General features: G+C 53.6%; 23 protein-coding genes, 2 pseudogenes and 1 other annotated feature. Of the genes and pseudogenes, 13 read left to right on the forward strand and 12 right to left on the reverse strand.

Translation table 11 applies throughout. The features are described from left to right. The first annotated feature begins 391 nt into the window (after positions 1-391). Both CCASEI_RS15375 and CCASEI_RS00440 read left to right on the forward strand, forming a co-directional pair. The gene (locus CCASEI_RS15375) at positions 392-520 is read left to right on the forward strand and encodes a helix-turn-helix domain-containing protein (RefSeq protein ID WP_225868417.1); all 129 of its coding nucleotides are present in this window, start codon (positions 392-394) and stop codon (positions 518-520) included. 509 nt (positions 521-1029) lie between these two features. Next, positions 1030-1431 (forward strand): hypothetical protein, encoded by a 402-nt coding sequence (locus CCASEI_RS00440; RefSeq protein ID WP_006822408.1) that lies wholly within the window; start codon positions 1030-1032, stop codon positions 1429-1431. Positions 1432-1597: 166 nt separating this feature from the next. Here the strand turns inward: CCASEI_RS00440 and CCASEI_RS14910 are convergent, their stop codons facing one another. From CCASEI_RS14910 to CCASEI_RS00450, 3 genes are all read right to left on the reverse strand, one after another. Further along, positions 1598-1741: a hypothetical protein gene (locus CCASEI_RS14910; RefSeq protein WP_155894798.1), complete on the reverse strand. Its 144-nt coding sequence runs from the start codon at positions 1739-1741 to the stop codon at positions 1598-1600. A gap of 56 nt (positions 1742-1797) precedes the next feature. Then, positions 1798-2982, reverse strand: coding sequence for an IS1249 family transposase (locus tag CCASEI_RS00445; protein ID WP_038574308.1), 1185 nt, complete (start codon positions 2980-2982; stop codon positions 1798-1800). Positions 2983-3177: 195 nt separating this feature from the next. Next, on the reverse strand, positions 3178-4521 hold the full coding sequence (locus CCASEI_RS00450; protein WP_025386845.1) for an IS256 family transposase: 1344 nt from the start codon (positions 4519-4521) through the stop codon (positions 3178-3180). A 98-nt stretch (positions 4522-4619) separates the two neighbouring features. Between CCASEI_RS00450 and CCASEI_RS00460 the strand changes: the two genes are divergently transcribed. Together CCASEI_RS00460 and CCASEI_RS00465 are read left to right on the forward strand one after the other, a co-directional pair. Further along, a protein-coding gene (locus tag CCASEI_RS00460; protein WP_404825269.1) for an IS3 family transposase occupies positions 4620-5821 on the forward strand; the annotation gives its coding sequence in 2 pieces (ribosomal slippage) (positions 4620-4914 and positions 4914-5821; 1203 coding nt in all). 412 nt (positions 5822-6233) lie between these two features. Continuing rightward, the gene (locus CCASEI_RS00465) at positions 6234-6533 is read left to right on the forward strand and encodes a hypothetical protein (RefSeq protein WP_025386847.1); all 300 of its coding nucleotides are present in this window, start codon (positions 6234-6236) and stop codon (positions 6531-6533) included. Here CCASEI_RS00465 and CCASEI_RS14605 read toward each other — a convergent pair. After that, a pseudogene (locus CCASEI_RS14605) lies at positions 6510-7133 on the reverse strand (Tn3 family transposase); the annotation flags it as partial. The gene CCASEI_RS00465 and the pseudogene CCASEI_RS14605 overlap by 24 nt on opposite strands. Positions 7134-7323: 190 nt before the next feature. Between CCASEI_RS14605 and CCASEI_RS00475 the strand changes: the two are divergent. Next, the gene (locus CCASEI_RS00475; RefSeq protein WP_025386849.1) at positions 7324-8916 is read left to right on the forward strand and encodes an aspartate:alanine exchanger family transporter; all 1593 of its coding nucleotides are present in this window, start codon (positions 7324-7326) and stop codon (positions 8914-8916) included. Between the two features lie 95 nt (positions 8917-9011). Here the strand turns inward: CCASEI_RS00475 and CCASEI_RS00480 are convergent, their stop codons facing one another. Then, entirely contained in the window at positions 9012-9722 is a 711-nt protein-coding gene (locus CCASEI_RS00480) for an IS6 family transposase (protein ID WP_006821391.1), read from the reverse strand. On the opposite strand from CCASEI_RS00480, the gene CCASEI_RS00485 reads away from it, so the two are divergent. Next, positions 9699-10043, forward strand: a complete 345-nt coding sequence (locus CCASEI_RS00485) for an integrase core domain-containing protein (RefSeq protein WP_025386850.1) — start codon at positions 9699-9701, stop codon at positions 10041-10043. The two genes, CCASEI_RS00480 and CCASEI_RS00485, sit on opposite strands and share 24 nt — an antisense overlap. A 285-nt stretch (positions 10044-10328) precedes the next feature. Here the strand turns inward: CCASEI_RS00485 and codB are convergent, their stop codons facing one another. Together codB and CCASEI_RS00495 are read right to left on the reverse strand one after the other, a co-directional pair. Then, the gene (codB, locus tag CCASEI_RS00490; RefSeq protein ID WP_006821390.1) at positions 10329-11636 is read right to left on the reverse strand and encodes a cytosine permease; all 1308 of its coding nucleotides are present in this window, start codon (positions 11634-11636) and stop codon (positions 10329-10331) included. Continuing rightward, complete coding sequence (locus CCASEI_RS00495; RefSeq protein ID WP_006821389.1) at positions 11633-12091, reverse strand: nucleoside deaminase; 459 nt, start codon at positions 12089-12091, stop codon at positions 11633-11635. Before CCASEI_RS00495 ends, codB begins: the two co-directional genes overlap by 4 nt. A 200-nt stretch (positions 12092-12291) precedes the next feature. Here CCASEI_RS00495 and CCASEI_RS14265 point away from each other — a divergent pair, with 200 nt between their 5' ends. Continuing rightward, positions 12292-12495, forward strand: a complete 204-nt coding sequence (locus tag CCASEI_RS14265) for a transposase (RefSeq protein ID WP_025386851.1) — start codon at positions 12292-12294, stop codon at positions 12493-12495. 28 nt (positions 12496-12523) lie between these two features. Here CCASEI_RS14265 and CCASEI_RS14615 read toward each other — a convergent pair. Continuing rightward, a pseudogene (locus CCASEI_RS14615) lies at positions 12524-12754 on the reverse strand (integrase core domain-containing protein); the annotation flags it as partial. Between the two features lie 131 nt (positions 12755-12885). Between CCASEI_RS14615 and CCASEI_RS00505 the strand changes: the two are divergent. Further along, entirely contained in the window at positions 12886-14121 is a 1236-nt protein-coding gene (locus CCASEI_RS00505) for an IS256 family transposase (protein WP_025386852.1), read from the forward strand. A gap of 115 nt (positions 14122-14236) precedes the next feature. Here the strand turns inward: CCASEI_RS00505 and CCASEI_RS00510 are convergent. Then, a protein-coding gene (locus CCASEI_RS00510) for an IS3 family transposase (protein WP_404825269.1) occupies positions 14237-15438 on the reverse strand; the annotation gives its coding sequence in 2 pieces (ribosomal slippage) (positions 14237-15144 and positions 15144-15438; 1203 coding nt in all). Between the two features lie 74 nt (positions 15439-15512). Here CCASEI_RS00510 and CCASEI_RS15570 point away from each other — a divergent pair. The 4 genes from CCASEI_RS15570 to CCASEI_RS00535 all read left to right on the forward strand — a co-directional run bounded on the left by CCASEI_RS15570 (position 15513) and on the right by CCASEI_RS00535 (position 18557). Next, positions 15513-15647, forward strand: a complete 135-nt coding sequence (locus CCASEI_RS15570; RefSeq protein ID WP_269843382.1) for a hypothetical protein — start codon at positions 15513-15515, stop codon at positions 15645-15647. Next, positions 15605-15736: a sequence feature (AL1L pseudoknot), on the forward strand. It overlaps the preceding gene by 43 nt. After that, positions 15650-16582 carry an IS3 family transposase gene (locus CCASEI_RS00525; protein ID WP_006823921.1) on the forward strand — a complete coding sequence of 311 codons (933 nt, stop codon included), beginning with the start codon at positions 15650-15652 and terminating at the stop codon, positions 16580-16582. It overlaps the preceding feature by 87 nt. Positions 16583-16702: 120 nt before the next feature. After that, the gene (locus CCASEI_RS00530) at positions 16703-17962 is read left to right on the forward strand and encodes an amidohydrolase family protein (RefSeq protein WP_006823920.1); all 1260 of its coding nucleotides are present in this window, start codon (positions 16703-16705) and stop codon (positions 17960-17962) included. A gap of 214 nt (positions 17963-18176) precedes the next feature. Next, positions 18177-18557 (forward strand): recombinase family protein, encoded by a 381-nt coding sequence (locus tag CCASEI_RS00535; RefSeq protein WP_225868418.1) that lies wholly within the window; start codon positions 18177-18179, stop codon positions 18555-18557. A gap of 377 nt (positions 18558-18934) precedes the next feature. Here the strand turns inward: CCASEI_RS00535 and CCASEI_RS00540 are convergent, their stop codons facing one another. After that, a complete protein-coding gene (locus tag CCASEI_RS00540; protein ID WP_025386854.1) occupies positions 18935-19255 on the reverse strand; it encodes a hypothetical protein in 321 nt (106 codons plus the stop codon). Between the two features lie 324 nt (positions 19256-19579). On the opposite strand from CCASEI_RS00540, the gene CCASEI_RS00550 reads away from it, so the two are divergent. Next, positions 19580-20530 carry an aldo/keto reductase gene (locus tag CCASEI_RS00550; protein ID WP_006823919.1) on the forward strand — a complete coding sequence of 317 codons (951 nt, stop codon included), beginning with the start codon at positions 19580-19582 and terminating at the stop codon, positions 20528-20530. 9 nt (positions 20531-20539) lie between these two features. On the opposite strand, the gene CCASEI_RS00555 is transcribed toward CCASEI_RS00550, so the two are convergent. Both CCASEI_RS00555 and CCASEI_RS00560 read right to left on the reverse strand, forming a co-directional pair. Next, entirely contained in the window at positions 20540-21154 is a 615-nt protein-coding gene (locus CCASEI_RS00555) for a YdhK family protein (RefSeq protein ID WP_003847112.1), read from the reverse strand. Between the two features lie 57 nt (positions 21155-21211). Then, positions 21212-23326, reverse strand: coding sequence for a heavy metal translocating P-type ATPase (locus tag CCASEI_RS00560; RefSeq protein ID WP_025386856.1), 2115 nt, complete (start codon positions 23324-23326; stop codon positions 21212-21214). Positions 23327-23427: the final 101 nt, after the last annotated feature.

Raw genomic sequence — 23427 nt, forward strand, 5'->3', positions numbered from 1 at the left:
GCTCTCTACCGCACAACACATACTTTTCAGGTAAAGAGGCACCTTGATCCTAACACCAAAGTCTGCGGTAGGGCCCATGTGCGTTCCGCAGGCCCGGGAAACTGGGCCTGCATCACCATCAAACCTTAAGGAGAAGTTGTGGCTGAACTTTTAACCATTATTGCCAGTTTGAGTGTCACTCTTCTAGTACCGGCGTTGCTGATAGCGATCCTAGTTATTCTCCTTAGGCAGAATAAAAAGTAGGTTCCATTCCTGCCCTTTTGAGCTCCGCACGGATTGCCAAGCCTATCCCCGGCTTGCGTGATTCTGTGTCGGAGTTTAAAGCGTTTTGCAACAAGCGGAGGGGATTGCTCGCACAAAAACCCGCAGCGTTTATAAAGGCCGCGCGAAAGTGCTGACTGATGAGCAGCTTGCCCAGGCACAAGAGTGGGTGGATGCTGGTATCCCAAAAGCTGAGGTGGCGCGCAGGCTCGGTATTGGCCGGACAACGCTATATAGCTACCTCAAGCAGGAGAAGTAGTGTCCGATGTTCGATAGTTGGAGTACGTCAAAAGGCGTGGTTTTTAATCGGCCTTCCCTTGGTCACGAGATCTGTCTGTAACCGCTGTAACGATGCTCAGGATACATCCGGCCAATATAAAACCGCTGACCTGCATCTGGGTTGCCCAGTTCCCGCCGCCGCCGGCAACGGCCAAGAAAATGGTGAAAGCGATAGCCACAAGGCAATGGACGATAAGTCGGCCATGTGCGAGGCATGATATGTGTTACGACAGGATCCCTGAGTACGATCTAAGAGTAGTTACCTGTGACCCATCACTTCGTCAAGAATTAAAGACTGTTTGCAAGAACGCATACGGAGATAGTCGGACGTACGCCAATTGCTGGTCCACTGCCGAGGGAATGTATCAAGTAGTAAAGACTGCCCAGAGATTAAAGAATCCCTTCTAGAGTATTTATCTGAACAATAACTATAAATAGGTGTTGTACATTTTGTATCTATCCTATCTGTCAGCATGTTAAGGGGCATTCATGTCTGTAAAAGAGCAGCGACTATACCGACAAAAAGGATTTGCTCTCCCGTTCCCCGAAGTATTAATTGCTATTGTGGGCTTAACGTTAGTGGTTGTATTTCCTGAGGATCGAAATTTTGACCTCAACGTTTTCGCTACATTGGCTTTAGCATCTGCGGTGATTGCACTTCCACTCGGAATTCCACTTGTGATGGTCAAAATCAAGTGCTTCTGGTTCGACATTGCATATGTGATCCTCGGTGTAATGATGGTCAAGTTTTTCGTTTCACTACCTGATGGTGCGTATATCGGTGAGGGATTATTGGTTTTCATCGGAGTAAGCTTTGTTATCAGCGGATTTTCACACGCGCTGCGGAGACTGCTAGTTTCGCACTCCGCTGAAAGGTCGAGTTCTAAATAGTGGGACTGAGCACCCTTCACTCTTTGTGTATCTGGTGCACCTCATACATCTGGTGTACCTCGTGCACCTGGTGTATATTGGGGGGCATGGACAAAGCCTCCCCCGGTGTAGTCCGATAAAAGGGAATACCCCGCGTGCGTCAACACAAACGGGGCATTCCTCAGAGCTAGAACAGTCCGAGAAGATGTAGCTTCTCGATCCACTCTGGGCCGTGCTCGATAAGAGCTACGACGACCGGAATGATAAGCACCACCAGTCCACCAACTGGTGGTGCTTTCTTTTTGTTCTGCTCCTCTTCAGAGCGTGTCAAGTATTTTGGGCCTATATGCCAAAAGTGGTGTCTGGCGGCGTGTCGGGGTGGGATGTTTAGCGGATGGTTCCTTTTCTGATTCCTACTGAGTGGTTGTATTCGGTTGGGATAGCATTGTCGTAGAGGGCTGGCCTTCCGGTTTCGTGGTTGGTGTGGTTCTCGGTGTGGGTTAAGACGTGGACTTTGGCGAGTTGGTCTTTTCCCCAGTTCTGCTGTCTGGCGATCTTGTGTGGGTCGCCAGGCAGTGGTGTTTTGTTGTAGAGCCACCATTCGAGCATTTTTCTTTGCCGTTCCCCGCCGCGCCCGCGGTGGCAGCGAGCGATGAATTTCAGTTGCGAGTTGATGCCGCCTTCTAGTCTGTTGGTATTTGATGCCCAAGATTTTTTGTCTATCGCTTGTTTTGGTGGGGTGAGGTAGATAAATAGGTGTCCCTTTTTGTGCAGGTTAGTCAGCGAGTTATAGGCGCTGCGGACTCTGCGGTGGGTGAATTCATAGCGTTTGCCGGTGCGGTTTATTTCTGGGGGCAAGGGGGTTTTCTCGTTGAGGAAATCGTGGTGTTTGATTCCATATTTGTGGAGGTCGACGGCCCATTTTCGGGCTTGTTGCACGGTTTCTCTGCTTGTTAGTTCTAAGGCGAGATTATAGATTTCGCGTCCGGCTTCRGTCCGTGGCCGGGAGGTGACGTAGCGGCGAACAACTCGTTGGGCGTGGATGAGGCAGCGTTGGATCAAGGTGTTAGGCCAGAGCTTTTTGATGGCGGCTTGAGCACCTTGTCCACCGTCGAGTACCACGCATAAGGGTGCTGCGAGTTTAGAGAGTAGCTGTGTGTAGGCGTGGGTGGTTTCGTGTTTGCACCAGTGCCAGCACAAGACGTGGTCGGAGGTTGAGGCTATGAGTAGACATCCGGCTGCGGTGTAGGTGCCGTCGATAAAGATTTGGTCGTGGATGCGGTGTTTGTCAGGGTTGTTGGGTATTTCGATAAGCCATAGTGGTTCGAAGTATCGGTATACGGTGCGGGTGGATACTTTCATCAGCCTGGCGCATTCGGTGATTGGGTAGATGCCGGTGACGTGGTTGTGGAAGTAGGTGAAGTGGCGCTTGGCAGTGATGTCTGGTCGGTGGGTTTGTTCGGATATTCCGCAGGTGGTGTTTTTACAGCGCCATCGGGTGCGTGCGTTTCTTTTCCCATTTTTCTTCATTTCCCCAGTGCATAGTGGGCATCGTGGTCGTATTTCGGGCATGAGAAATACAAAACCGCACCTGTTAGCACAGGTGCGGTAGAAACTTCGGGATTGACCGAAAAACTCGTGTGTGCAAGCTTTTTGACCTTGCAGAGTATTGATTTAGCTATTGAGAGCTGCGGAGATTGCCGGATCTAGACACCACTTTTGTCACATAGCCCGTATTTTGTGTGTGGGGCTTTCGGGGTTAGTGATTTATAGGTAGTTGGTGAATCGTTCGGGGTAGGCCACGGCCATTTGGTTGATGGCTTGTTTCCAGTTGGTGACCTTTCTGCCTTCGATGAGTCTTCCGCTGGTAGCAGCAGCTTTCTTGCCCTGTTTTGCGCGTTTAGCCGCGCGTTTATCCTCAATATTGCAGATCATCAACCACAGCGTCTTAATCGCGGAATCATCATTGGTAAATTGCACGCGGTTACGGGTAGCTTTACGCAGCTCGTTATTCATCGACTCAATCGAGTTTGTCGTATAGATGACCTTTCTGGCCATCGGCGGGAACTGCAGAAACGGCACGAAACGCTCCCACGCATCGGACCAGACCTTGACTGATTGGGGATATTTCTGGCCCAGTTCTGAGTCGGCGAATTCATCCAACGCTGCACGTGCGGTTGCCTCGTCAGGCGCGGTATACACCTTCTTCAACGCCGCAGATACGGTCTTACGATCGCCATAGGCCACCCACCGGTTTGCTGCACGAATCAAATGCACCACACAGGTCTGCACCATCGAATCCGGCCACGTTGCTTCCACCGCTTCCGGCAGGCCTTTCAAACCATCGCAGCAGACAATAAACACGTCCTGGACTCCACGGCTTGCCAGGTTCGCGCACACATGAGCCCAGAAGGAGGCGCCTTCTTCTTTCGCCAACCAGATACCCAGGATGTGTTTGATCCCGTCCATATCCACGCCGATAGCCAAAAAGGCGGACTTGTTAACTACTCGTCCACCGTCGCGAACTTTGATACGCAGCGCATCGAGGAATATTACCGGGTAGAACTCGTCTAGCTGACGGTTTTGCCAGATCATGACTTCATCTAGCACCGCATCAGTCACTGCGGAAATCGTTTCATGCGAGATATCAACCCTCATGACCGTGGCCATATGATGCTGGATATCGCGCACTGTCATGCCACCGGCATACAAACTGATGATCATGTCATCGACATCGGTTAACCTGCGTGAGCCTTTCGGCACCATCGTGGGCAAGAACGTGCCCTGCCGATCACGTGGGACGGTGACATCGACCGGGCCGTAGTTCGAATCAACCTTTTTGACATAGGAGCCGTTGCGATAATTATCGCCACCACCGGCCGCTTTGGCCTCACGATCGCCTTTGGAATAACCCAGGTGGGCATCCATTTCGGCTTCCAAGCCACGGGTGACCGAAGCTTGCAGTAATCCCCGGACTAGGTCGTTGGCGTCCGTTGCTGTGGTTCCCAGCTCGTCAATGAGCTTGGATATCTCCGGGTTCGCGAGCAGTTTCTGCTCGATCGCTTTAATCTTCGCGGAATCTTCCGGATCTCGTTTCGCCACAGAATCCATTATGGTTTATCTCCTTCATGTAAGGGAAAGGCACTGACCCCTGTTTGGTAGACACCTAATATCCCATCAACGTGGGACTGAAAGGTAATCTCCTCACTATGCCAAGCAAGACCTATACCGAAGAGTTCAAGCGTGATGCTGTCGCACTCTATGAGAATTCCTCGGGTGCTTCATTGACCACTATTGCCACTGATCTCGGGATCAACCGCGCTACCTTGCATAACTGGGTCAAAAGGTACGGGACGGCCGCGCGCACCACGATCATTACCCCGGATTCTTCCTCGTCGGCCTCGGTCACCGACACCGAGCGGATCCGGCAGCTTGAACGCCAAGTTAAACGCTTGCAAGAAGAGCGCGATATTTTGCAAAAGGCTGCTAAATATTTCGCGGAAGAGACGAATTGGTGATCCGCTTCCGGTTCGTTGACGACGCGCGAAAAACCTACCCGGTTAAGCGGTTATGTGAAGTTCTGACGTTGAATCGTTCCTCGTATTACAAATGGAAATCTAGTGCAGCCAAGCGCAAGAAACGCTTGTTTAGCGATGCTATCCTCGGCGCGAAAGTCAAGGCCGTGTTCGCCGCAGAAAAGGGCTGCTACGGCGCCAAACGCGTCACGGCAGAACTCAACGACAATCCAAAAGATAGACCTGTCAACCATAAACGGGTCGCACGGGTGATGAGGTCAATGAAATTGTTTGGGTTCACGAAAAAACGCAAAGTCACCACGACTGTTTCGGATAAGAAAAAACCAGTGTTTCCGGACCTAGTCGGACGGAAGTTCACTGCCGACAAGCCAAATCAGCTCTATGTCGGTGACATTACGTATTTGCCGATTGACGGTGGGGCAAATATGTACCTGGCTACCGTGATTGACTGCTATTCACGCAGGCTAATCGGTTTCGCGATTGCGGATCACATGCGCACTAGCTTGGTTCAAGATGCCCTCACAGCTGCCAAAGGCCAGCGAGGCAGCCTTAAAGGGGCAATATTTCACTCGGATCACGGCAGTGTTTATACCTCGCAAGCATTCCAGCAGACATGCACGCTACTTGGGGTGAAACAGTCGATGGGAGCAATTGGAACCAGCGCAGATAACGCCTTAGCTGAATCGTTTAACGCCTCAATGAAGCGTGAAGTGCTGCAAGATTCTAAAACATTCACTAACCAGCTGGTGTGTCGGAGGGAGGTGTTCCGGTGGTGCACCAGGTACAACACGATGCGAAGGCACTCGTGGTGTAATCACCTCGCACCAAACGTGTTTGAGCGGCACAATGAAGCTACACTCAAACGTGCTTCTTGATTAAATCCCTGTGTCTACTTTCCGGGGGTCAGGCCCAAACCCCTCACACACAAACCATTAGACACTCTCCCTCTTCAGCATCATAAGAATCCATTTCTGAACCTCCTTCGCTTAGGGATATTCGTCTTCGGCTTTCCACACCGTGCAACGTCTAACCCTCTACTTCGCAGTGGAGCTAGCCGCCGCGCGAAGCCGAAGGTTGCCTGATGTCCCGAATGCCTGCTGATACTTCTCGCTTGGCAGACCTCGGGCGGCAACATCTCTACCTTACTAAAGAGAAACTATTAGATAGGAAACCGCTTATAGAGCGCACTTCCAACTCTGTTTGAGGTAGTTTTGCCGGATTGTTCAACCAACTTTAGCTTCGCTGGTCTGCAGTAATAGATGAGTTAATTCGCTGTATCATCACGTTATGGACGTTTTCGATACTCTCGTGGCTCAATTCGGGCAAGCCGCTAAGGACAGTCTCAATGGCCCTGGAGAACCCGAGGCAGCTCTAGCTAATCCAGTAGACAATTTACTGCGCGAGTACGGCGAAAAGATTCTTAACAGGAAAGTAGTCCTGCATGCCGAAGTTCGGGAGGACTCCGGCAACGTCCGACCTGACTTCGGTGTGCGCGTCGATAAATTAATGTCTGGCCACGTCGAACTAAAAGGGGTGGCTTGTGGAAAAGTAAAATATCCGACGCTAAGGCTTGGGGAAGCGTCGTAGCGGCCTGTATTTGCCGGGCTTGATCTTGTTGGTGCGTGGCCAGGTGTAATCGCCGGTGAGGTTGATGTGTTCCCATCCAAGGGGTGAGGGGAACCGCAGCAGCTCAGGGTCCGTGGCGTTGCCCTCCTGATTCAAGGTGGTGATGGCGCGGTCGAGGTAGACCGTGTTCCAGAGAACGATGGCCGCGGTGAGGAGATTCAGCCCCGAGGCTCGGTAGCGTTGTTGCTCGAAGGATCGGTCGCGGATCTATCCAAGACGGTTGAAGAAAACGGCCCGGGCCAGGGCGTTCCGGGCCTCGCCCTTGTTCAGCCCGGCCGTCACGGTGCGGCGCAGGTCGGGATCTTGGATCCAATCCAGCAGGAAGAGAGTTCGTTCCAGTTTGCCCAGTTCCCGCAGTGCGGTGGCGAGTCCGTTCTGGCGTGGATAGGCGCCGAGTTTGCGCATCATCAAGGAGGCGGTCACGGTGCCGGTTTTGATGGATGCGGCCAGCCGGAGGATTTCATCCCAGTGTGCGGTGATGGTTTTGGTGTTGATGGTGCCGCCGATCAGCGGTGCCAACGTCGACAACACAGGATCGTTGGTGGGTGTGTAGAGAGAGGAGTGTCTCATGAACGATTGATACCTGATCAGGTAGAGGCCTAGCGTCGGATATTCGACGAATTCACAAGCGACCCCCTTCTCCTCCAGCTAGTTCCATTGCCTAAAAAGAGTTTTGTATCTGTTGTTTTATGTCTGGTATTGCGGGACCATAGGAAGTAATCACCTGTGAGAAAAGGAATGGTCCCACGCTGTGCTTGATTTCTTTGCCGCAAACCCCCTGATCGCCCTGGCTGTGATCCTGACAGTAGGTCTGGCCATCGGAAAGATACGCTTCCTCGGCATCTCGCTAGGTGCTGCGGCAGTGCTTTTTGTGGCACTGATCCTGTCTACCCTGAACCCGGAGATCCAGATCCCGGCCTTTGTTTTCCAACTCGGCCTGGCCATGTTTGTCTACGTCATCGGTATCTCTGCAGGACCGGCCTTCTTCCGAGAGTTTAAGAGCAAGGGATGGAAACTCACCATCTTCATGATCCTGCTGTTGATATCCATGGCAGCGCTTGCCTGGGCCATGGTGAAGACCTTCGGTTTAAGCACCGGGGCGGGAGCCGGTATGTTTGCTGGCTCCCTCACCTCCACACCGGGTATGGCAGCGGTGGTGGAGCTCAGCGATCCTGACCTGGCAGGTCAACCAGTTATTGGTTTCTCCCTGGCTTATCCGGGCGCGGTTCTGGGTTCCATCCTGGTTGCTGCTGTGGGGGCGAAACTACTCAAGGTCAATCACCGGGAGGATGCCCGTAAAGAGGGGATGATCTCTGAACCCTTGGTGTGGAAGGGTGTGCGCATCGGGGAGGGGGTGGCGGGCACGATTGGTGATCTGCCTGCTTTGAGTGGTCAGAAGATCATTGCCACCCGCATCGTGGAGGATCTCCATGAACACCGTCTGGCGGATCCGTCTCTGCCTTTGGAGCCGGGGATGGAGTTGGTGATCAATGGTTCTGTGCGTGCTGTGGATGATGCGATCGCGGCACTGGGGTCGGAATGCGCCACGAAGATTGAAGATACAGAGTTGGTGTATTCCCGTTTCACGGTGTCCAATCCGAATATTGCTGGTCTGACCGTGGCGGAGCTGGATACGGTGGCCAATGGTTTCATGATTGCCCGTATCCGCCAGGGGGATAGTGAATTTGTTCCCCGTGGTGACACGGTGATTAACTACTCCGACCGTGTGCGTGTGGTGGCGGCTCCGGGCCGGATGGGGGATGTCCGCAAGTACCTGGGGGATTCGGAGAAGTCCCTGGGCGACGTGAACCTTCTGCCTTTTGCCATTGGATTGTCGCTGGGGTTGTTGCTCGGTGCCGTCCCGATCCCACTGCCGGGGGACACCACCATGTATCTGGGTTTTGGTGGTGGCCCCATCGTGGTGGGATTGATCCTGGGGGCGTTGAACCGTACCGGTCCGGTCACCTGGCAGTTACCCTTTCATGCCAATAGGACGATCTCTACCTTGGGCCTGGCGTTGTTTCTGGCAGGGGTGGGGACCTCAGCTGGTGCGGGTTTCCGTGAAGCGCTGACTGATCCGCAGTCCCTGGTCTATATCGGTGCTGGTTTCCTCATTACGGTGACCTCGGCATTGTTGTGCGCAATCATCGGCATGAAGGTGTTGAAGCTGCGCTGGGATGAAGCCATGGGACTGGCTGCAGGTGCCACCACCAACCCGGCGATCATCTCCTATCTCAATGATCAGACCGGCACGGACCTGGCCAACAGGAGTTATGCCACGGTGTATCCGACCTCCATGATCGGCAAGATCCTGGCCTGTCAGGTGCTGTTTCTGTTGTTATAGGGGTGGCTTGTGGAAAAGTAAAGGTGCTGTTGCAAAGTTGGGCCAGGGTCGAAAAGCCCAACCTCAAGACATTAGTTGTCCTTGCTCCGGGGTGCTTAAGCTGTCTCGAATATCCGGCTGACGATCACCGCGTCTGGGTTCGGGTGCCCGTAGGCAAACATCGTTCCCTGGCCTTTCCGTAATGAATGCATCGCTTCCATCCCTTTCAACGTCCGGTAGGCGGAAATTCGGTTTTTGAACGCTCCCTTCGGCCCCAGGATTCTTTTAAGTCGGCCATGATCTCCCTCGATAACGTTGTTCAGGTATTTCACCTGCCGGTGCTCCACCGTCTGAGGGCAGATTCCCTCCGCCTTCAGCTCGGATATTGCCTTGGCCAGAGCTGGTGCCTTGTCGGTGTTGATGACCCGCGGGGACCCGGCTGTCGTATTCGATCGCAGCGTCTTGGCCAGGAAACGCTTGGCCGCCGCGACATTGCGCTTCGGGGAGAGATAAAAGTCCAGGGTCTGGCCACCGGCGGTAATAGCCCGGTAGAGGTAGCACCACGTGCCGCCGACCCGGATATAGGTCTCATCCACCCGCCAGGACCGGGCCTGCCAGTCGGGTACCTGCCGGTACCAGCGAGTCTGCTTATCCAGCTCAGGGGCGTATTTCTGCACCCAGCGGTAGATCGTGGTGTGATCGACTGGCGCACCCCGCTCGGTCATCATTTCTTCGAGATCGCGGTAGCTCACCCCGTAGCGGCAGTACCACCGCACCGCCCACAGGATGATGTCACGGGGGAAATGCCGACCGGAGAAGATGCCCATGGCTCTGATTATTTCACGCCGGTCTTTCTACTGCCCCAACTTTGCAACAGCACCATCACGGCCTCCACGGGGACGGTAGGTGACTCCTATGACAATGCCTTGGCCGAGAACGTCAACGGTTCCTACAAGAATGAACTCATTCATACCCGCACATGGAACGATATGGTCGACGTGGAAATCGCGACCTTCGAGTGGATCACGTGGTGGAACGAATCACGGCTCCACCAGAGCCTCGATTACCGTACCCCGGTTGAAGTTGAGGCCGAATTTTGGGCACCCAACACCAGTCGAGAAATAATAGAAATCAAGGCAAATGCCTAGGAACAAAACCCGGGGCACTTCAATGTTCCGCCGGACAATCCGCTACAGCACTTCCCGCCAGCTTCGTGGTCTGAGCTCTACTTACCACCGCAGGCCGTTGAACCACAGTCATGCGGTAACCTCCTGCTTGCACTTTGGCTATATCCCCGTGTCCACCTCCTACGGGTCAGGCCCGCAACCGCGTCACAATTGAGCTGCTCAGAATGCAACTTAGGCATGGACCTTTCCTCCCAGCCCTAATGGCCAAAAATCTGAACTTCTACCAATCAGGGCCTGTTCCGGTGTCTAAGCTTTTGAAGTCCGACGAAGCTTATTAACCAAAACTACCAGAATGATGGCACTGAAAATGCCTACTAGTGGCGGGATACCTATACCCAGCATCGTGGAGCTGTAGGCAAGCACCGAAGCAACTACGTAGATTCCAATATTGATTGCATTATATCTTGGTATCTCTGTTCCCTCCGGCATCTGGGTTCGGGACCACCGCATTATGTAATCACCAATAATGACGCCTCCCAGCGGAGGAATAAATACTCCCAACAGGTATAGGAAATCGGTGAGGTGGTTGTGCACCCCGAACACTGCTAAGAGGGTACCGATGATGGACCCGCCAACCACGAACGGTAACTTATTGTTCTTCTCAAAAATTTCAGCGCCCGCAACGCCAAAGGCATAGGCTGTGTCGGCATTCGACTTCCACAGATTTCCAAACAAGAGAACTAGACCTAAAGCGACCAAACCAAGCTGATAAAGGATCACGACAAAGTCGCCCTCCCCAAATGTCATCGCGCCAATTGCGCCAAAAAATATCATGAGGCCGTTGCCTACGATGAAACCGATTACACACGCCCAGATTGCTTGATTTCCGGACTTTGCAAACCGAGTCCAGTTAGGTGCCTGAGTTCCTGCAGAAACGAAGGTGCCTACTACGGTAGTGATCGCAACACCAAGAGACATCTGAGAAGCCGGCTCAAGATCAAGCAGACCTGCCCATCCATGAACTTGTTCAAGGCACTTGAATACAACCCAAACGGCAAGCACTAGGATAAGAGGAGTAGAAATCGCTGATACCCAGTACATTCCCTTGTAGCCGTAGCAGGCGGTGAGACACATCAGTACGCTTGCGACAACCATGATGGCTATCTGGGCAGAGTATGAATCCCAACTAAACGCAGTAGCCGTCATAGATCCTACAGTTCCGATGATCACTCCATACCAACCGACTTGGGTGCCTCCCAAGAGCAGAGAAGCGAACTTGGCCCCTCGCGTTCCAAGCACATAACGTGCCATCACCACAGTGGTCAGGCCAGTTCGCGCACCAATCCAGCCCAGGGTTGAAACATAGGAGCCTAAGATGAGTGAACCAAGTGCAACCACCATTAGCAGCTGTGAAAATTTGAATGCTAGGCCGAGCTCAGCTCCCGAAAGCATGGTTGGAGTAAAGACTGTGAAGCCTAGCAAGACGATTGCCAAAGAGACGAATTTCTTGCGCGCATGCAGGGGAACTGGGGTCACCGGATAGTCTGGATCGACCGGTTCCAAATCCGTTTCTAAGGATTTATGCCCGCTTTGCGATGTAGTCGAAATACTCATACAGGTTCTCCAATATCTTCCGCCCAAATTTCTGGTCGCTCGCTGAGCATCATTTGCATCAAGGATTTGCAGATCTCATCGTCCACGACAATCAGCTCCTTGCCCATCGAGCGCAACCACTCTTCAGAGGCCTCAAACGTGTGGTTTTCACCAATTACAATTCGCGGAATGTCGTACAGTACAGATGTTCCTGCGCACATATAGCAGGGTGAGAGGGTTGTATACAGCGTCGAGTTTCGATAAACACTCGCAGACAAACGCCCCGCATTTTCAATGCAGTCGGTCTCACCATGTCTAATCGCCGAGCCCATTTGGACACGCCGATTGTGACCAACTGCCAAGACCTCGCGATCCGACACTAATACGGCTCCGATAGGTACTCCCCCTTCTTGCCAACCGATTTTCGCTTGCTCAATAGCTAAATCAAGGTACTTTCTGTCATACGAGTCGAGCACGAAGCCCACCTTTCTATTGTTCGATAGGTATTTCGATAGCGCAAATCGTACCTTCAGGGAGAATAACTGTCAATTAACAGGTATTAACACTTGTTAAGGATATGCATTGAGGCATTCGCGAGCACCAATCGCAGTTTTCTGAATTTGCGGCGGACTGGGTTTGATGGAGATAGGGTTTTACCTGAACAAGGAGAACCCCCATGCCCCGTCAAAGTAAGTACGATGCCGCCACCCAGGAGCGCGCGGTCCGAATGTATTTCGAACGCCTCGACGAAGGAACCATTTCGAAAGCCGCCGCCCGCCGAGAAATCGGCGAGCTGCTCGACGTCAAAGAATCAACACTGCGGAACTGGATCCGCAAACACGAAATGAAAGAAGACGCCCCAGCGGATGCAAGGGCCTGACCCCCGGAAAGTAGACACAGGGATTTAATCAAGAAGCACGTTTGAGTGTAGCTTCATTGTGCCGCTCAAACACGTTTGGTGCGAGGTGATTACACCACGAGTGCCTTCGCATCGTGTTGTACCTGGTGCACCACCGGAACACCTCCCTCCGACACACCAGCTGGTTAGTGAATGTTTTAGAATCTTGCAGCACTTCACGCTTCATTGAGGCGTTAAACGATTCAGCTAAGGCGTTATCTGCGCTGGGGGCCTGACCCCCGGAAAGTAGACGGTTGTGTCCCGTAGCGTGGTGTATCTGTAACTGTTGGTGAGGACCCTATGAACGATGTGGGCGACCACCGCAGTACCTTTCGAATTAACTCCTACATCTCCTCGAAAGGGATAACCACGATGGCCGCTAGTCCTCATTCTATCGACCCAACTACCTACTTGGACGAATTGCTCGCTCAAGCATCCCCAGATTTGATGCGACAGATGCTCCAAGGCTTTATTAACCAGATTCTCTCGGCCCAGGCTGACCAAGTCTGCGGCGCTGAATACGCCACCTCCTCTGAGTCTCGTACTAACGTCCGCAATGGCTACCGCCACCGTGACCTGGATACTCGTGTGGGCACCATTGATGTCGCCGTGCCCAAACTGCGCACCGGATCGTTCTTCCCAGATTGGCTACTTCAACGACGCACCCGGGCAGAACGCGCACTAACGACCGTGATCGCCACCTGCTACCTGAAAGGCGTATCGACTCGCAGGATGAACGATCTCGTCGCCAGTTTGGGAATCAATAACCTGTCGAAGTCACAGGTATCCGAGATTGCGAAAGACCTTGACGGCATGGTCGAAGATTTCCGCACTCGCCCGCTAGATACCGGACCCTACCTCTATGTTTCCTGTGACGCGTTGACCATGAAAGTCCGTGAAGGCGGGCGGGTGGTCAAAACCTCCGTACTACTAGCCACCGGTGTTAACGCCGAAGGCTACAGGGAACTACTTGGCATGCAGGTCGCTACCTCTGAATCAGTGGCCTCGTGGACCGGGTTCTTTAGAGATCTCAAAGCCCGCGGACTTAACGAGGTCTACCTCGTGACCAGTGACGCCCATTTGGGCATCCAGCATGCCATTGGTGAAGTACTACCGAATGCGTCCTGGCAACGGTGTCGTACGCATTTTGCCAAGAACCTCTCGTCGATGGTGCCGAAGACGCAATGGCCGACGCTATCGGCAATGTTTCATACCATCTTTCAACAACCCGATGCGCAGGCAGTATGGAATCAAGCCCGGGAGGTCGTGGCTTTTTGCGAGGAAAAGTTCCCGCACGTTGCTCACTACCTGGAAGAAGCCCTCGAGGAACTCCTAGCGTTTACTCATGCTCCGAAATCAGTGTGGACCAAAATCTGGTCGAATAACCCGACCGAGAGACTTAATCGGGAGATCCGTCGGCGTACGGATGCCGTCGGTATTTTCCCTAACCGTGACGCGGTTATCCGTCTCGTCGGTGCGGTACTGGCTGAACAGCATGATGACTGGATTCAGCAAAATCGCTACATGTCACTGACCAGCCTGGAACACACCAAGGCAATGATCAACGCCAACGTCATCGACGCCGACAACACTCAGGAGGTTGCATGAACCGGCAACAGCACCGGCAACGAGCCGGCCCCTGAAGACCAATTTCACTGCTTGTTTTATCGAAAGGCAGAAACACCACTCAACCGGACTTGACCAAGTAGACACAGGGATTTAATCAAGAAGCACGTTTGAGTGTAGCTTCATTGTGCCGCTCAAACACGTTTGGTGCGAGGTGATTACACCACGAGTGCCTTCGCATCGTGTTGTACCTGGTGCACCACCGGAACACCTCCCTCCGACACACCAGCTGGTTAGTGAATGTTTTAGAATCTTGCAGCACTTCACGCTTCATTGAGGCGTTAAACGATTCAGCTAAGGCGTTATCTGCGCTGGTTCCAATTGCTCCCATCGACTGTTTCACCCCAAGTAGCGTGCATGTCTGCTGGAATGCTTGCGAGGTATAAACACTGCCGTGATCCGAGTGAAATATTGCCCCTTTAAGGCTGCCTCGCTGGCCTTTGGCAGCTGTGAGGGCATCTTGAACCAAGCTAGTGCGCATGTGATCCGCAATCGCGAAACCGATTAGCCTGCGTGAATAGCAGTCAATCACGGTAGCCAGGTACATATTTGCCCCACCGTCAATCGGCAAATACGTAATGTCACCGACATAGAGCTGATTTGGCTTGTCGGCAGTGAACTTCCGTCCGACTAGGTCCGGAAACACTGGTTTTTTCTTATCCGAAACAGTCGTGGTGACTTTGCGTTTTTTCGTGAACCCAAACAATTTCATTGACCTCATCACCCGTGCGACCCGTTTATGGTTGACAGGTCTATCTTTTGGATTGTCGTTGAGTTCTGCCGTGACGCGTTTGGCGCCGTAGCAGCCCTTTTCTGCGGCGAACACGGCCTTGACTTTCGCGCCGAGGATAGCATCGCTAAACAAGCGTTTCTTGCGCTTGGCTGCACTAGATTTCCATTTGTAATACGAGGAACGATTCAACGTCAGAACTTCACATAACCGCTTAACCGGGTAGGTTTTTCGCGCGTCGTCAACGAACCGGAAGCGGATCACCAATTCGTCTCTTCCGCGAAATATTTAGCAGCCTTTTGCAAAATATCGCGCTCTTCTTGCAAGCGTTTAACTTGGCGTTCAAGCTGCCGGATCCGCTCGGTGTCGGTGACCGAGGCCGACGAGGAAGAATCCGGGGTAATGATCGTGGTGCGCGCGGCCGTCCCGTACCTTTTGACCCAGTTATGCAAGGTAGCGCGGTTGATCCCGAGATCAGTGGCAATAGTGGTCAATGAAGCACCCGAGGAATTCTCATAGAGTGCGACAGCATCACGCTTGAACTCTTCGGTATAGGTCTTGCTTGGCATAGTGAGGAGATTACCTTTCAGTCCCACGTTGATGGGATATTAGGTGTCTACCAAACAGGGGTCAGTGCCCAAAGATGAGCTACACCGAACTAGAGAAGGCTTACAACGCCGAACGCCAACGCAACCAGCGTCTGGAAAAGGCCAACGAGATCCTCAAAACGGCGTCAGCTTTTTTCGCCCAGGCGGAGCTCGACCGCAAACTCCGGTAGTCGTGGATTTCATTCGCACCTATCGGCAGCGCTTCGGGGTCGAGTCAATCTGTGCCGTGCTCACCGAGCATGGCATCACGATTGCCCCAAGCACCTTCTACGCCCATCAATCCCGCGGCTTCGGGCCGACCGACGCCGAATTAGACGACGCCTACACCGCCGACCGACTCCACGATCTCTGGCGGGACAATCGGTGTGTTTATGGACGGCACAAACTGTGGAAAGCCGCCCACCGCAACGGTCTCGATGTTGGCCGTGACCAGGTCCAACGCCTGATGAAGGTGACCGGGATCCGGGGTGTCAGCCGCGGTATGCATAAACGCCGCACTACCATCTCAGACCCCTCGCGGATCAGACACCCGGACCTCGTCAAACGCCGGTGGGATCATCCCAGCCGGCCGGATCAATGGTGGATAGCCGATTTCACCTATGTCTGGACTGCTCGGGACGGGTTCTGCTACACCGCGTTCATCGTCGACGCCTACTCCAGGATGATCCTGGGCTGGGTCACCACCACCGTCATGGACACCCGGATGGTGCTCATGGCCCTGGAGCACGCCCTATTCTCGCGGAAACGCACGAAGATGGAGTTCACCTCCACCGGGCTCGTGCACCACTCGGATGCGGGGGTGCAGTACACGTCTTTGGCGTTTACGGAGACGCTGACAGAATCCGGGATCGACGGTTCCATCGGCACCGTCGGCGATGCGTTGGACAACGCGATGATGGAATCAACGATCGGGCTCTACAAAACCGAACTGATTGATTTCGATCCTTCCCGCACGTGGCAGGACGCTAGCGAAGTAGAAAGGGAGACCGCCTCGTATGTGTATTGGTACAATTACCAACGACTGCATTCCTCGATCGCAGACGTACCACCGGTCGAGTACGAGCAGGCCTACGAGAGTCAACACCAATCCGTAAAAGCCCAGTAAAGGCTTTTACCCCTACTCTCCAGAAAACTCAGGCCGATTCAATTTGTCCTCCAGCTGGATTGCGACTAGAAAAGAAGGTGACTCATTTACCTATCAGAGTATAGAAATTGTGGAGCGATAATGCGTATCACCAACGCCCTCGTCAAGGGAGCAGCCAACGGACAACTCGTCGATATCGACATCGATCCAATCACAGGCAAAATCACGACGATTACCCCGGCTGCTGGACCATTCATTGCTGAGACCGAAGCTGAAATCTATGATGCTGCTGGGCGTCTTGTCTCCCCTCAGTTTGTTGAGGCACATATCCACTTGGATTACGCCAATACGGCCGGAATCCCTCGCGATAATGAGTCCGGCACACTTTTTGAGGCAATTGAGATCTGGCGTGAGCGCAAAGAAGCGGGATTGAACAACCCCGACCTCATCCGCAGAAATGCTATTGCAGCCGCGAAGTCCGCAGTTGAGCACGGCGTGGGTTTTATTCGCACCCACGTTGACGTCACTGATCCGGAGCTGACCGCTTTTCGGGTACTTAAGGATGTGAAAGAGGAAATCCGCGACTGGTGCGACGTCGAGTTGGTAGCATTCCCTCAAAACGGCATCTACGCCTACCAAGGCGGAGACCGCCTAGTTGAGCAGGCACTCAAGGAAGGAGCAGATGTCGTGGGGGGTATTCCTCACTTGGAGCCCACACGTGAAGACGGTGTCGACTCCCTTAAGCACCTTTTTGACCTTGGCGAAAAGTACGGCACCCGCATCGACATCCACTGCGACGAGATTGATGATGCCCAATCGCGCTTCGTGGAGGTAATCGCTGCTGAGACCACGAAGCGCTCCATGCAGGGACTAGCTACTGTTTCACACTCGGCGGCGATGAGTTACTACGAGCCAGGATACATGGCACGCCTATTGCCCAAGCTCGCTTCTGCCGATGTCACCTTCGCTGTTTGCCCCAATGAGAACTTACATCTACAGGGTCGAGGCTATTCACACGCCACCCCCCGGGGCGTCGCACCAATTAAGGCACTGACCGATTTCGGGCTCAACGTTGCACTGTGTCAGGATTCTATCTCCGACCCGTGGTACCCCATGGGAAACGGCGATCTTCTTCGCGTTGTCGACACCGGGCTACATGTTTCCCATATGCTTCAGCCCAAGTACATCGACAACTGTCTCGAATTCATCACCCATAATCCAGCGAAGAATCTAGGTCTTAGGGGCTACGGCATCATGGAGGGCAATCCCGCCAACCTTATCGTCCTAGACGCCCATTCTGAACGTGAGGTTTTACAAGAGGGCTGCCCAGTTCTCCTCTCTGTGCACCGCGGCAAGAGGGTTTTCTCGCGTGCCGCGATCAATACCGACTGGGAGTCTTAACCTGCCCTATCAACATAACAACCAAGGATCATCTTTAGAAATCGGGATTCTCTTTCATCCATTTCGAAAATCCACAGCATCCGGAAGCCTTGAATCCTCATAGGAGGGTAAATCGCAGAGTGAAACGTGGACAGATTAGAGATCCTCCCGAAACACCAGTTTAAAAGTATTCCACTCACTTGTGAGGCTGGGCCCTGCTCTAATCGCTCTTGGAATGCAATGCCCGAACCGATACCCAGTAGATAATGCGGGGAGTTTAATCAACAAGCAATCTTCAGGACATCGTAATTCCGCACCGGTGCTGTTCCTGAAAGAGGGCCAAACGTATTCGTTGAATTCGACTCCGATTGCCAAGCTCATGCTGGGCTTGCTCGGTAGTGTGGCGGAGTTTGAGCGCTCGATTATTCGTGAGCGTCAGGCGGAGGGGATTGCGCGGGCGAAAGCCCGCGGGGTGTATAAAGGTCGCGCGAAAGTGCTGTCTGATGAGCAGCTTGCCCAGGCACGCGAGTGGGTGGGCGGTGGTGTTCCGAAAGCGGAAGTTGCGCGCAGGCTCGGTATTGGTCGAACGACACTGTATAACTATCTCTCGCGCTGACTCAGGGAGCTTTGAAGGTTGTTAAAACGGTGCTGTTGCAAACTCGCGTTTTCGACGAAAACGGCGGATCCGGTACCAGCGTTGCGCTGCACACTAACAAATAGTTAGTTGTCCGGAATTCCTGTTTGCAACAGCACCTGACGGGGGCCGTTTCCCAGGCGGGTGGATGAAACCTCCAGCCGGCCGCGCCGTCTGAGACGACGTCCAGCGAGGAGAATTCCTCTATCTCACCCCACCGGGTGGTGCCGGTGTCGTCGCGGCCGTAGTAGACCTGCGCTTTAGTGATGTGCTTGTACGAGCGGTGAATCTTCAGCAGCGCCTTAAGGTTTCCTTTTCTTTAGGTGAAGAATGTTGGTGGTTGTGGTTAAACAAGGCGCCTACACCGGCGTCGTGGGCTGAAGCTCGGGTTCCGGTACCTCGCCCGTGATGTGCGCGGAGTTCATGGTGTTGCGGCGGATTAAAATCTCGCCCCAGATAAGACCAATGAGCCCGGAACCTAAGATGATGGCCGGCATGATCCAAATCATGGAGAAGTCTTCGGTGTCCATCATGAGGTTGAAGTTGATGAGAATCAGCGCGGTTACCGCCGCCATGCCAATGCCGGCGAGCAGCGGCGCGATGGTTTTCACGAACACGCTGTATTCGCGGTGGTAACGGTTCGCCCACACCATCACGGCAAAGCTGGTGATAGCCAGCAAGAAGGTCAGACCGAAGGCCGCGGCGTTGGTAAACTAGGTAAATAAGGTCACCAATGGAAACAGGAATTCTTGTTCCGAACCGCTGCAGACGATGGCGAAGATAGGTTGCTGCGTCCTCTCCCTGAGGTTGACAGCACGGCAGAGCTATTGGTGGTTTTCCTGCAGGGCTCACAAATTACAGCAGTAATGGATCCAGAAGGTTTTAGTACTGAGCGGATCCTCAACCAACTTGAGGCTTATTTAACGCTTCTGCGTCGCTAAACGGATAGACTCGCGCAGTACTCAATCCGTGCGAGCTGAACGCTAGTCCAAGAGGAAATTAATATGCGAAGTATTGAATTAGGAACAAGTGGGCAAGAAGTGCCCAATATTATCGCGGGCATGATGCGCATTGGTGATAAGACGGATATGCAGATTCGCGATCTATATGCCGCCGCGCGAGAGGCTGGCGTTAATTACTTCGACCACGCGGATCTTTATGGTTTCAATGTTCCCGAGGGCGGGTATCACTTGTGCGAGCGGAGGTTCGCAGAGGCCTTGAAGCTATCTTCAGCGGAGCGCGAAGATATTATTGTGCAGTCGAAAACGGGAATCATCGACAAACCATGGGGCTATGACCAGTCCTATGAGCACATTGTTGCTTCAGCAGAGCGATCGCTGCAGGCCCTGAATATGGACTATTTAGATGTGCTGTTGCTGCACCGCCCAGACGCTTTGGTGGAACCGGAAGAAGTAGCGCGTGCTTTTGATGATCTTGCGGTAGCTGGGAAGGTGCGTGCTTTTGGCGTCTCCAATCACACTCCACGTCAGATTGATCTGCTCAAGACTGCCGTGGAGCAGCCGATTCTGATCAACCAGGTGCAGCTGTCACTTACACACTCTGCTTTGGTTGCGCAGGGCATGACGTCGAATATGACTACTACTGGGGACGCCATCACCCGCGATGGAGGCGGATTAGTGGACTACGCGCGGATTAATGGCATCACGCTGCAGGCCTGGTCACCTCTGCAAAAAGGGAGTGAGCCGGGAATCTTCCTGGGTTCGCCGGACTATCCGGAACTCAATGCTGAGATTGAGCGTCTCGCTGAGAAATATGGCGTGGAACCCATCGCCGTTGCGTGCGCCTGGATCATGCGTCATCCTGCGAATATGCAGGTTGTGCTGGGCACAACGACGCCCTCTCGCATCGTCGATGCCGCAGCGGGTTCAGATATTTCGCTATCCCGCGCTGAGTGGTACAGCCTTATTCAGGCAGCTGGTCACAAGCTGCCTTAGGCTGATGGGTTACTGAGCGGGTTCGATTTCGCTTTCGGTAACCCACTTGTGGTTTTTCATGGTCATCTCATCATTATCAATGTCGACCATGTACACCGTTTCCTGCGTGGAGTAATCAATCGTGGCCTCGGCGTCCTTCATCCCGGGCATGTGCTCAGCGGTCATCACTGCCTTGGCGCCATCAGCAAGCGGTGCTTCGCCGGGATCCACGAGTTCTTCGTGCACAACCCAACGGTGATCAGTAACTGGAGCATCGCCGTTGGTGGGGGTGTAACTCACGGAGTAGGTCGTGGTATCAAAGGCTCCGGAGATGGTTGCGGTTGCGCCATCCATGCCGGGCATGTGATCCGCGGTCAAGGTGACCTCAGTGCCGACGGGGTAGGTCGGGTTTTCTGCTTCCTCAATTCCGGCTGGGGGAGCGCCGCCATCTTCAGGATGGTCGTGAGCCATGTCTTTGTGCCCTTCGTCCTCCGTCGCATTTTCTGAAGTCGCAGCGTTGTCCGAGCTATCGGCACTTTCGGAAGTAGCCGGCGCAGGCTCTGCGGAATCTGAGGCGTCGCTGCAGGCACTCAAGGTAAGACCAGCGGCGAGCGTGAGAGCGATGAGAGAAGTGGAATGTTTCATGTGAAACCTTTCTGAGGTTGAGAAAATTATGGTTTAGAAAGCTTTATCATCAAGCGTTTATGGTTGAAGTTTTTCGCTTGAGGTAGCGGGTGCTACATGCGTTGGTTTTAGATCGATCCTTCTTAAAAGTTGGGCATTGAAGGCCACGATTATGGTCGACAATGACATCAAAATCGCGCCCACCGCTGGCGAGAGAACAAAGCCAATGGGAGCTAGTACACCAGCAGCGAGTGGGACCGCGAGGATGTTGTAGCCCGATGCCCAGACCAAGTTTTGAACCATCTTGGAGTAGCTGGCCTTGGACAACGTGATCATGGACAACACCGCGCGGGGATCATCGCTGGCGAGCACAACGCCAGCGGATTCCATGGCCACATCCGTGCCCGCGCCGATAGCGATGCCAATATCGGCCCGCGCCAGGGCAGGCGCGTCATTGACGCCATCGCCGACCATGGCCACGTCGAATCCGCGTTTCTGCAGCTCAGTGACCTTGGTGTCTTTATCCTGCGGTAGAACCTCGGCAAAGACTTCGTCGATACCCAATTCTTTAGCCACGCTTTCTGCAACTTGAGAAGCATCGCCGGTAATCAGCGCGACTTTCACACCCGCATCTTGCAGTGCCCGGACGGCATCGTGGGATTCGGGGCGGATATGATCCTCGACGGCTATGACCCCAATGACTTCCTTGTTGCAAAGCACGTGCAAGACTCCTGCGCCGCGGGAGGTCCACGTAGAAATCTTGTCGTGCAGTGAGTCAGGGGAGTTAACGCCAAGCTCGCGCAGCATATTGGGGCCTCCAACCATGATGTTTTCTCCATCGACGGTTGCTTGCACGCCACGACCCGCGGCGGTGCGGAAATCCGAGCCAACGCGCGGGCTTTGCGATGCCACTGGGTGCGCGGCTGCAGCAGTGACGATCGCTCGGGCTAGTGGATGCTCACTATTAATTTCAGCTGCAGAAGCTAGGGCCAGAACATCTCCCTCCGGCACTTCCGATGCTGCCGCGACACCGGTGACCGCGTGTGCACCTTCGGTTAAAGTGCCAGTTTTATCAAATAAAACAATATCGATGGAGCGCATGCGTTCAAGGGCAAGCCGGTCCTTGATGAGTAAGCCAGCTTTGGCGGCGCGTTCCGTAGAGATGGCAATGACCAGGGGGATGGCCAGGCCCAGGGCATGTGGGCAGGCAATGACCAGCACGGTGACGGTGCGAACAATGGCGTCATCAGGGCTGCCGATGATTGTCCAGACGATGGCCGTAATAATGCCAGCGGCCAAGGCAAACCAGAAGAGCAAAGCCGCGGCCCTATCGGCCAGGGCTTGCGCACGGGAAGAAGAATTTTGTGCTTCGGCAACCATGCGTTGAATACCAGCCAAGGTGGTATCAGCGCCGATCTTTTCCACTCGGACGCGCACGGTGTTATCCGTAGCCACGGTGCCGGCGATAACTGTTTCGCCACTGTTGCGATATACAGGCTGGGATTCGCCAGTGATCATCGATTCGTCGAATTCAGCGAAACCATCGATGATGGTGCCGTCAGCAGGTACTCGCGCGCCGGGGCGAACTAGCACGATGTCATCAGCAGTAAGTTCAGAGATGGCTATCGAGTGGATAGCATCGCCGTCAACCTTTTCTGCTTTCTCCGGAAGGAGGGCAGCTAAGGCATCGAGGGCAGAAGATGCAGAACCTAGGGCCCGCATTTCCATCCAATGGCCCAACAACATGATGACAACCAGCAGGGCAAGCTCCCACCAGAAGTCGAGTTCAAAACCACCGATGCCCAAAGTGGTAACCCATGAAGCGACAAATGCGACTGTGATCGCCATGGCAATCAGCAGCATCATGCCCGGTTGACGCGAGCGAATCTCTGACACGCCACCTTGGAGGAAAGGGCTGCCGCCGTAGAGGAAAATCACGGTTCCTAGAACCGGGGCGACCCAGGTTGAACCTGAGAATTCCGGCACGGTGTAGCCCAGGAAGGTGGCAAACATGGGGCTGAAGACAATCACCGGAATGGACAGTAGGAGGCTCAGCCAAAAGCGGTCTTTAAACTTTGTAACGCTGTGACCCGCATGTTCATCATGGTTATGTCCTTCATGGCCATCATGGCCATCATGGCCATCATGTTCATCATGGCTTGAGGACTTGTGATCGTGGTGTGGGGTACTCATGTCACTTCTTCTCTCAATTTTTAGGATTTTAGGAAACCGAGATGTGGAGGAGATAGATATTTAAGCGCTACAAACAACGGTATACCCCGACAGGGTATGTT

Origin of the sequence: Corynebacterium casei LMG S-19264, from assembly GCF_000550785.1 — a bacterium.
Classification (GTDB): Bacteria; Actinomycetota; Actinomycetes; order Mycobacteriales; family Mycobacteriaceae; genus Corynebacterium; species Corynebacterium casei.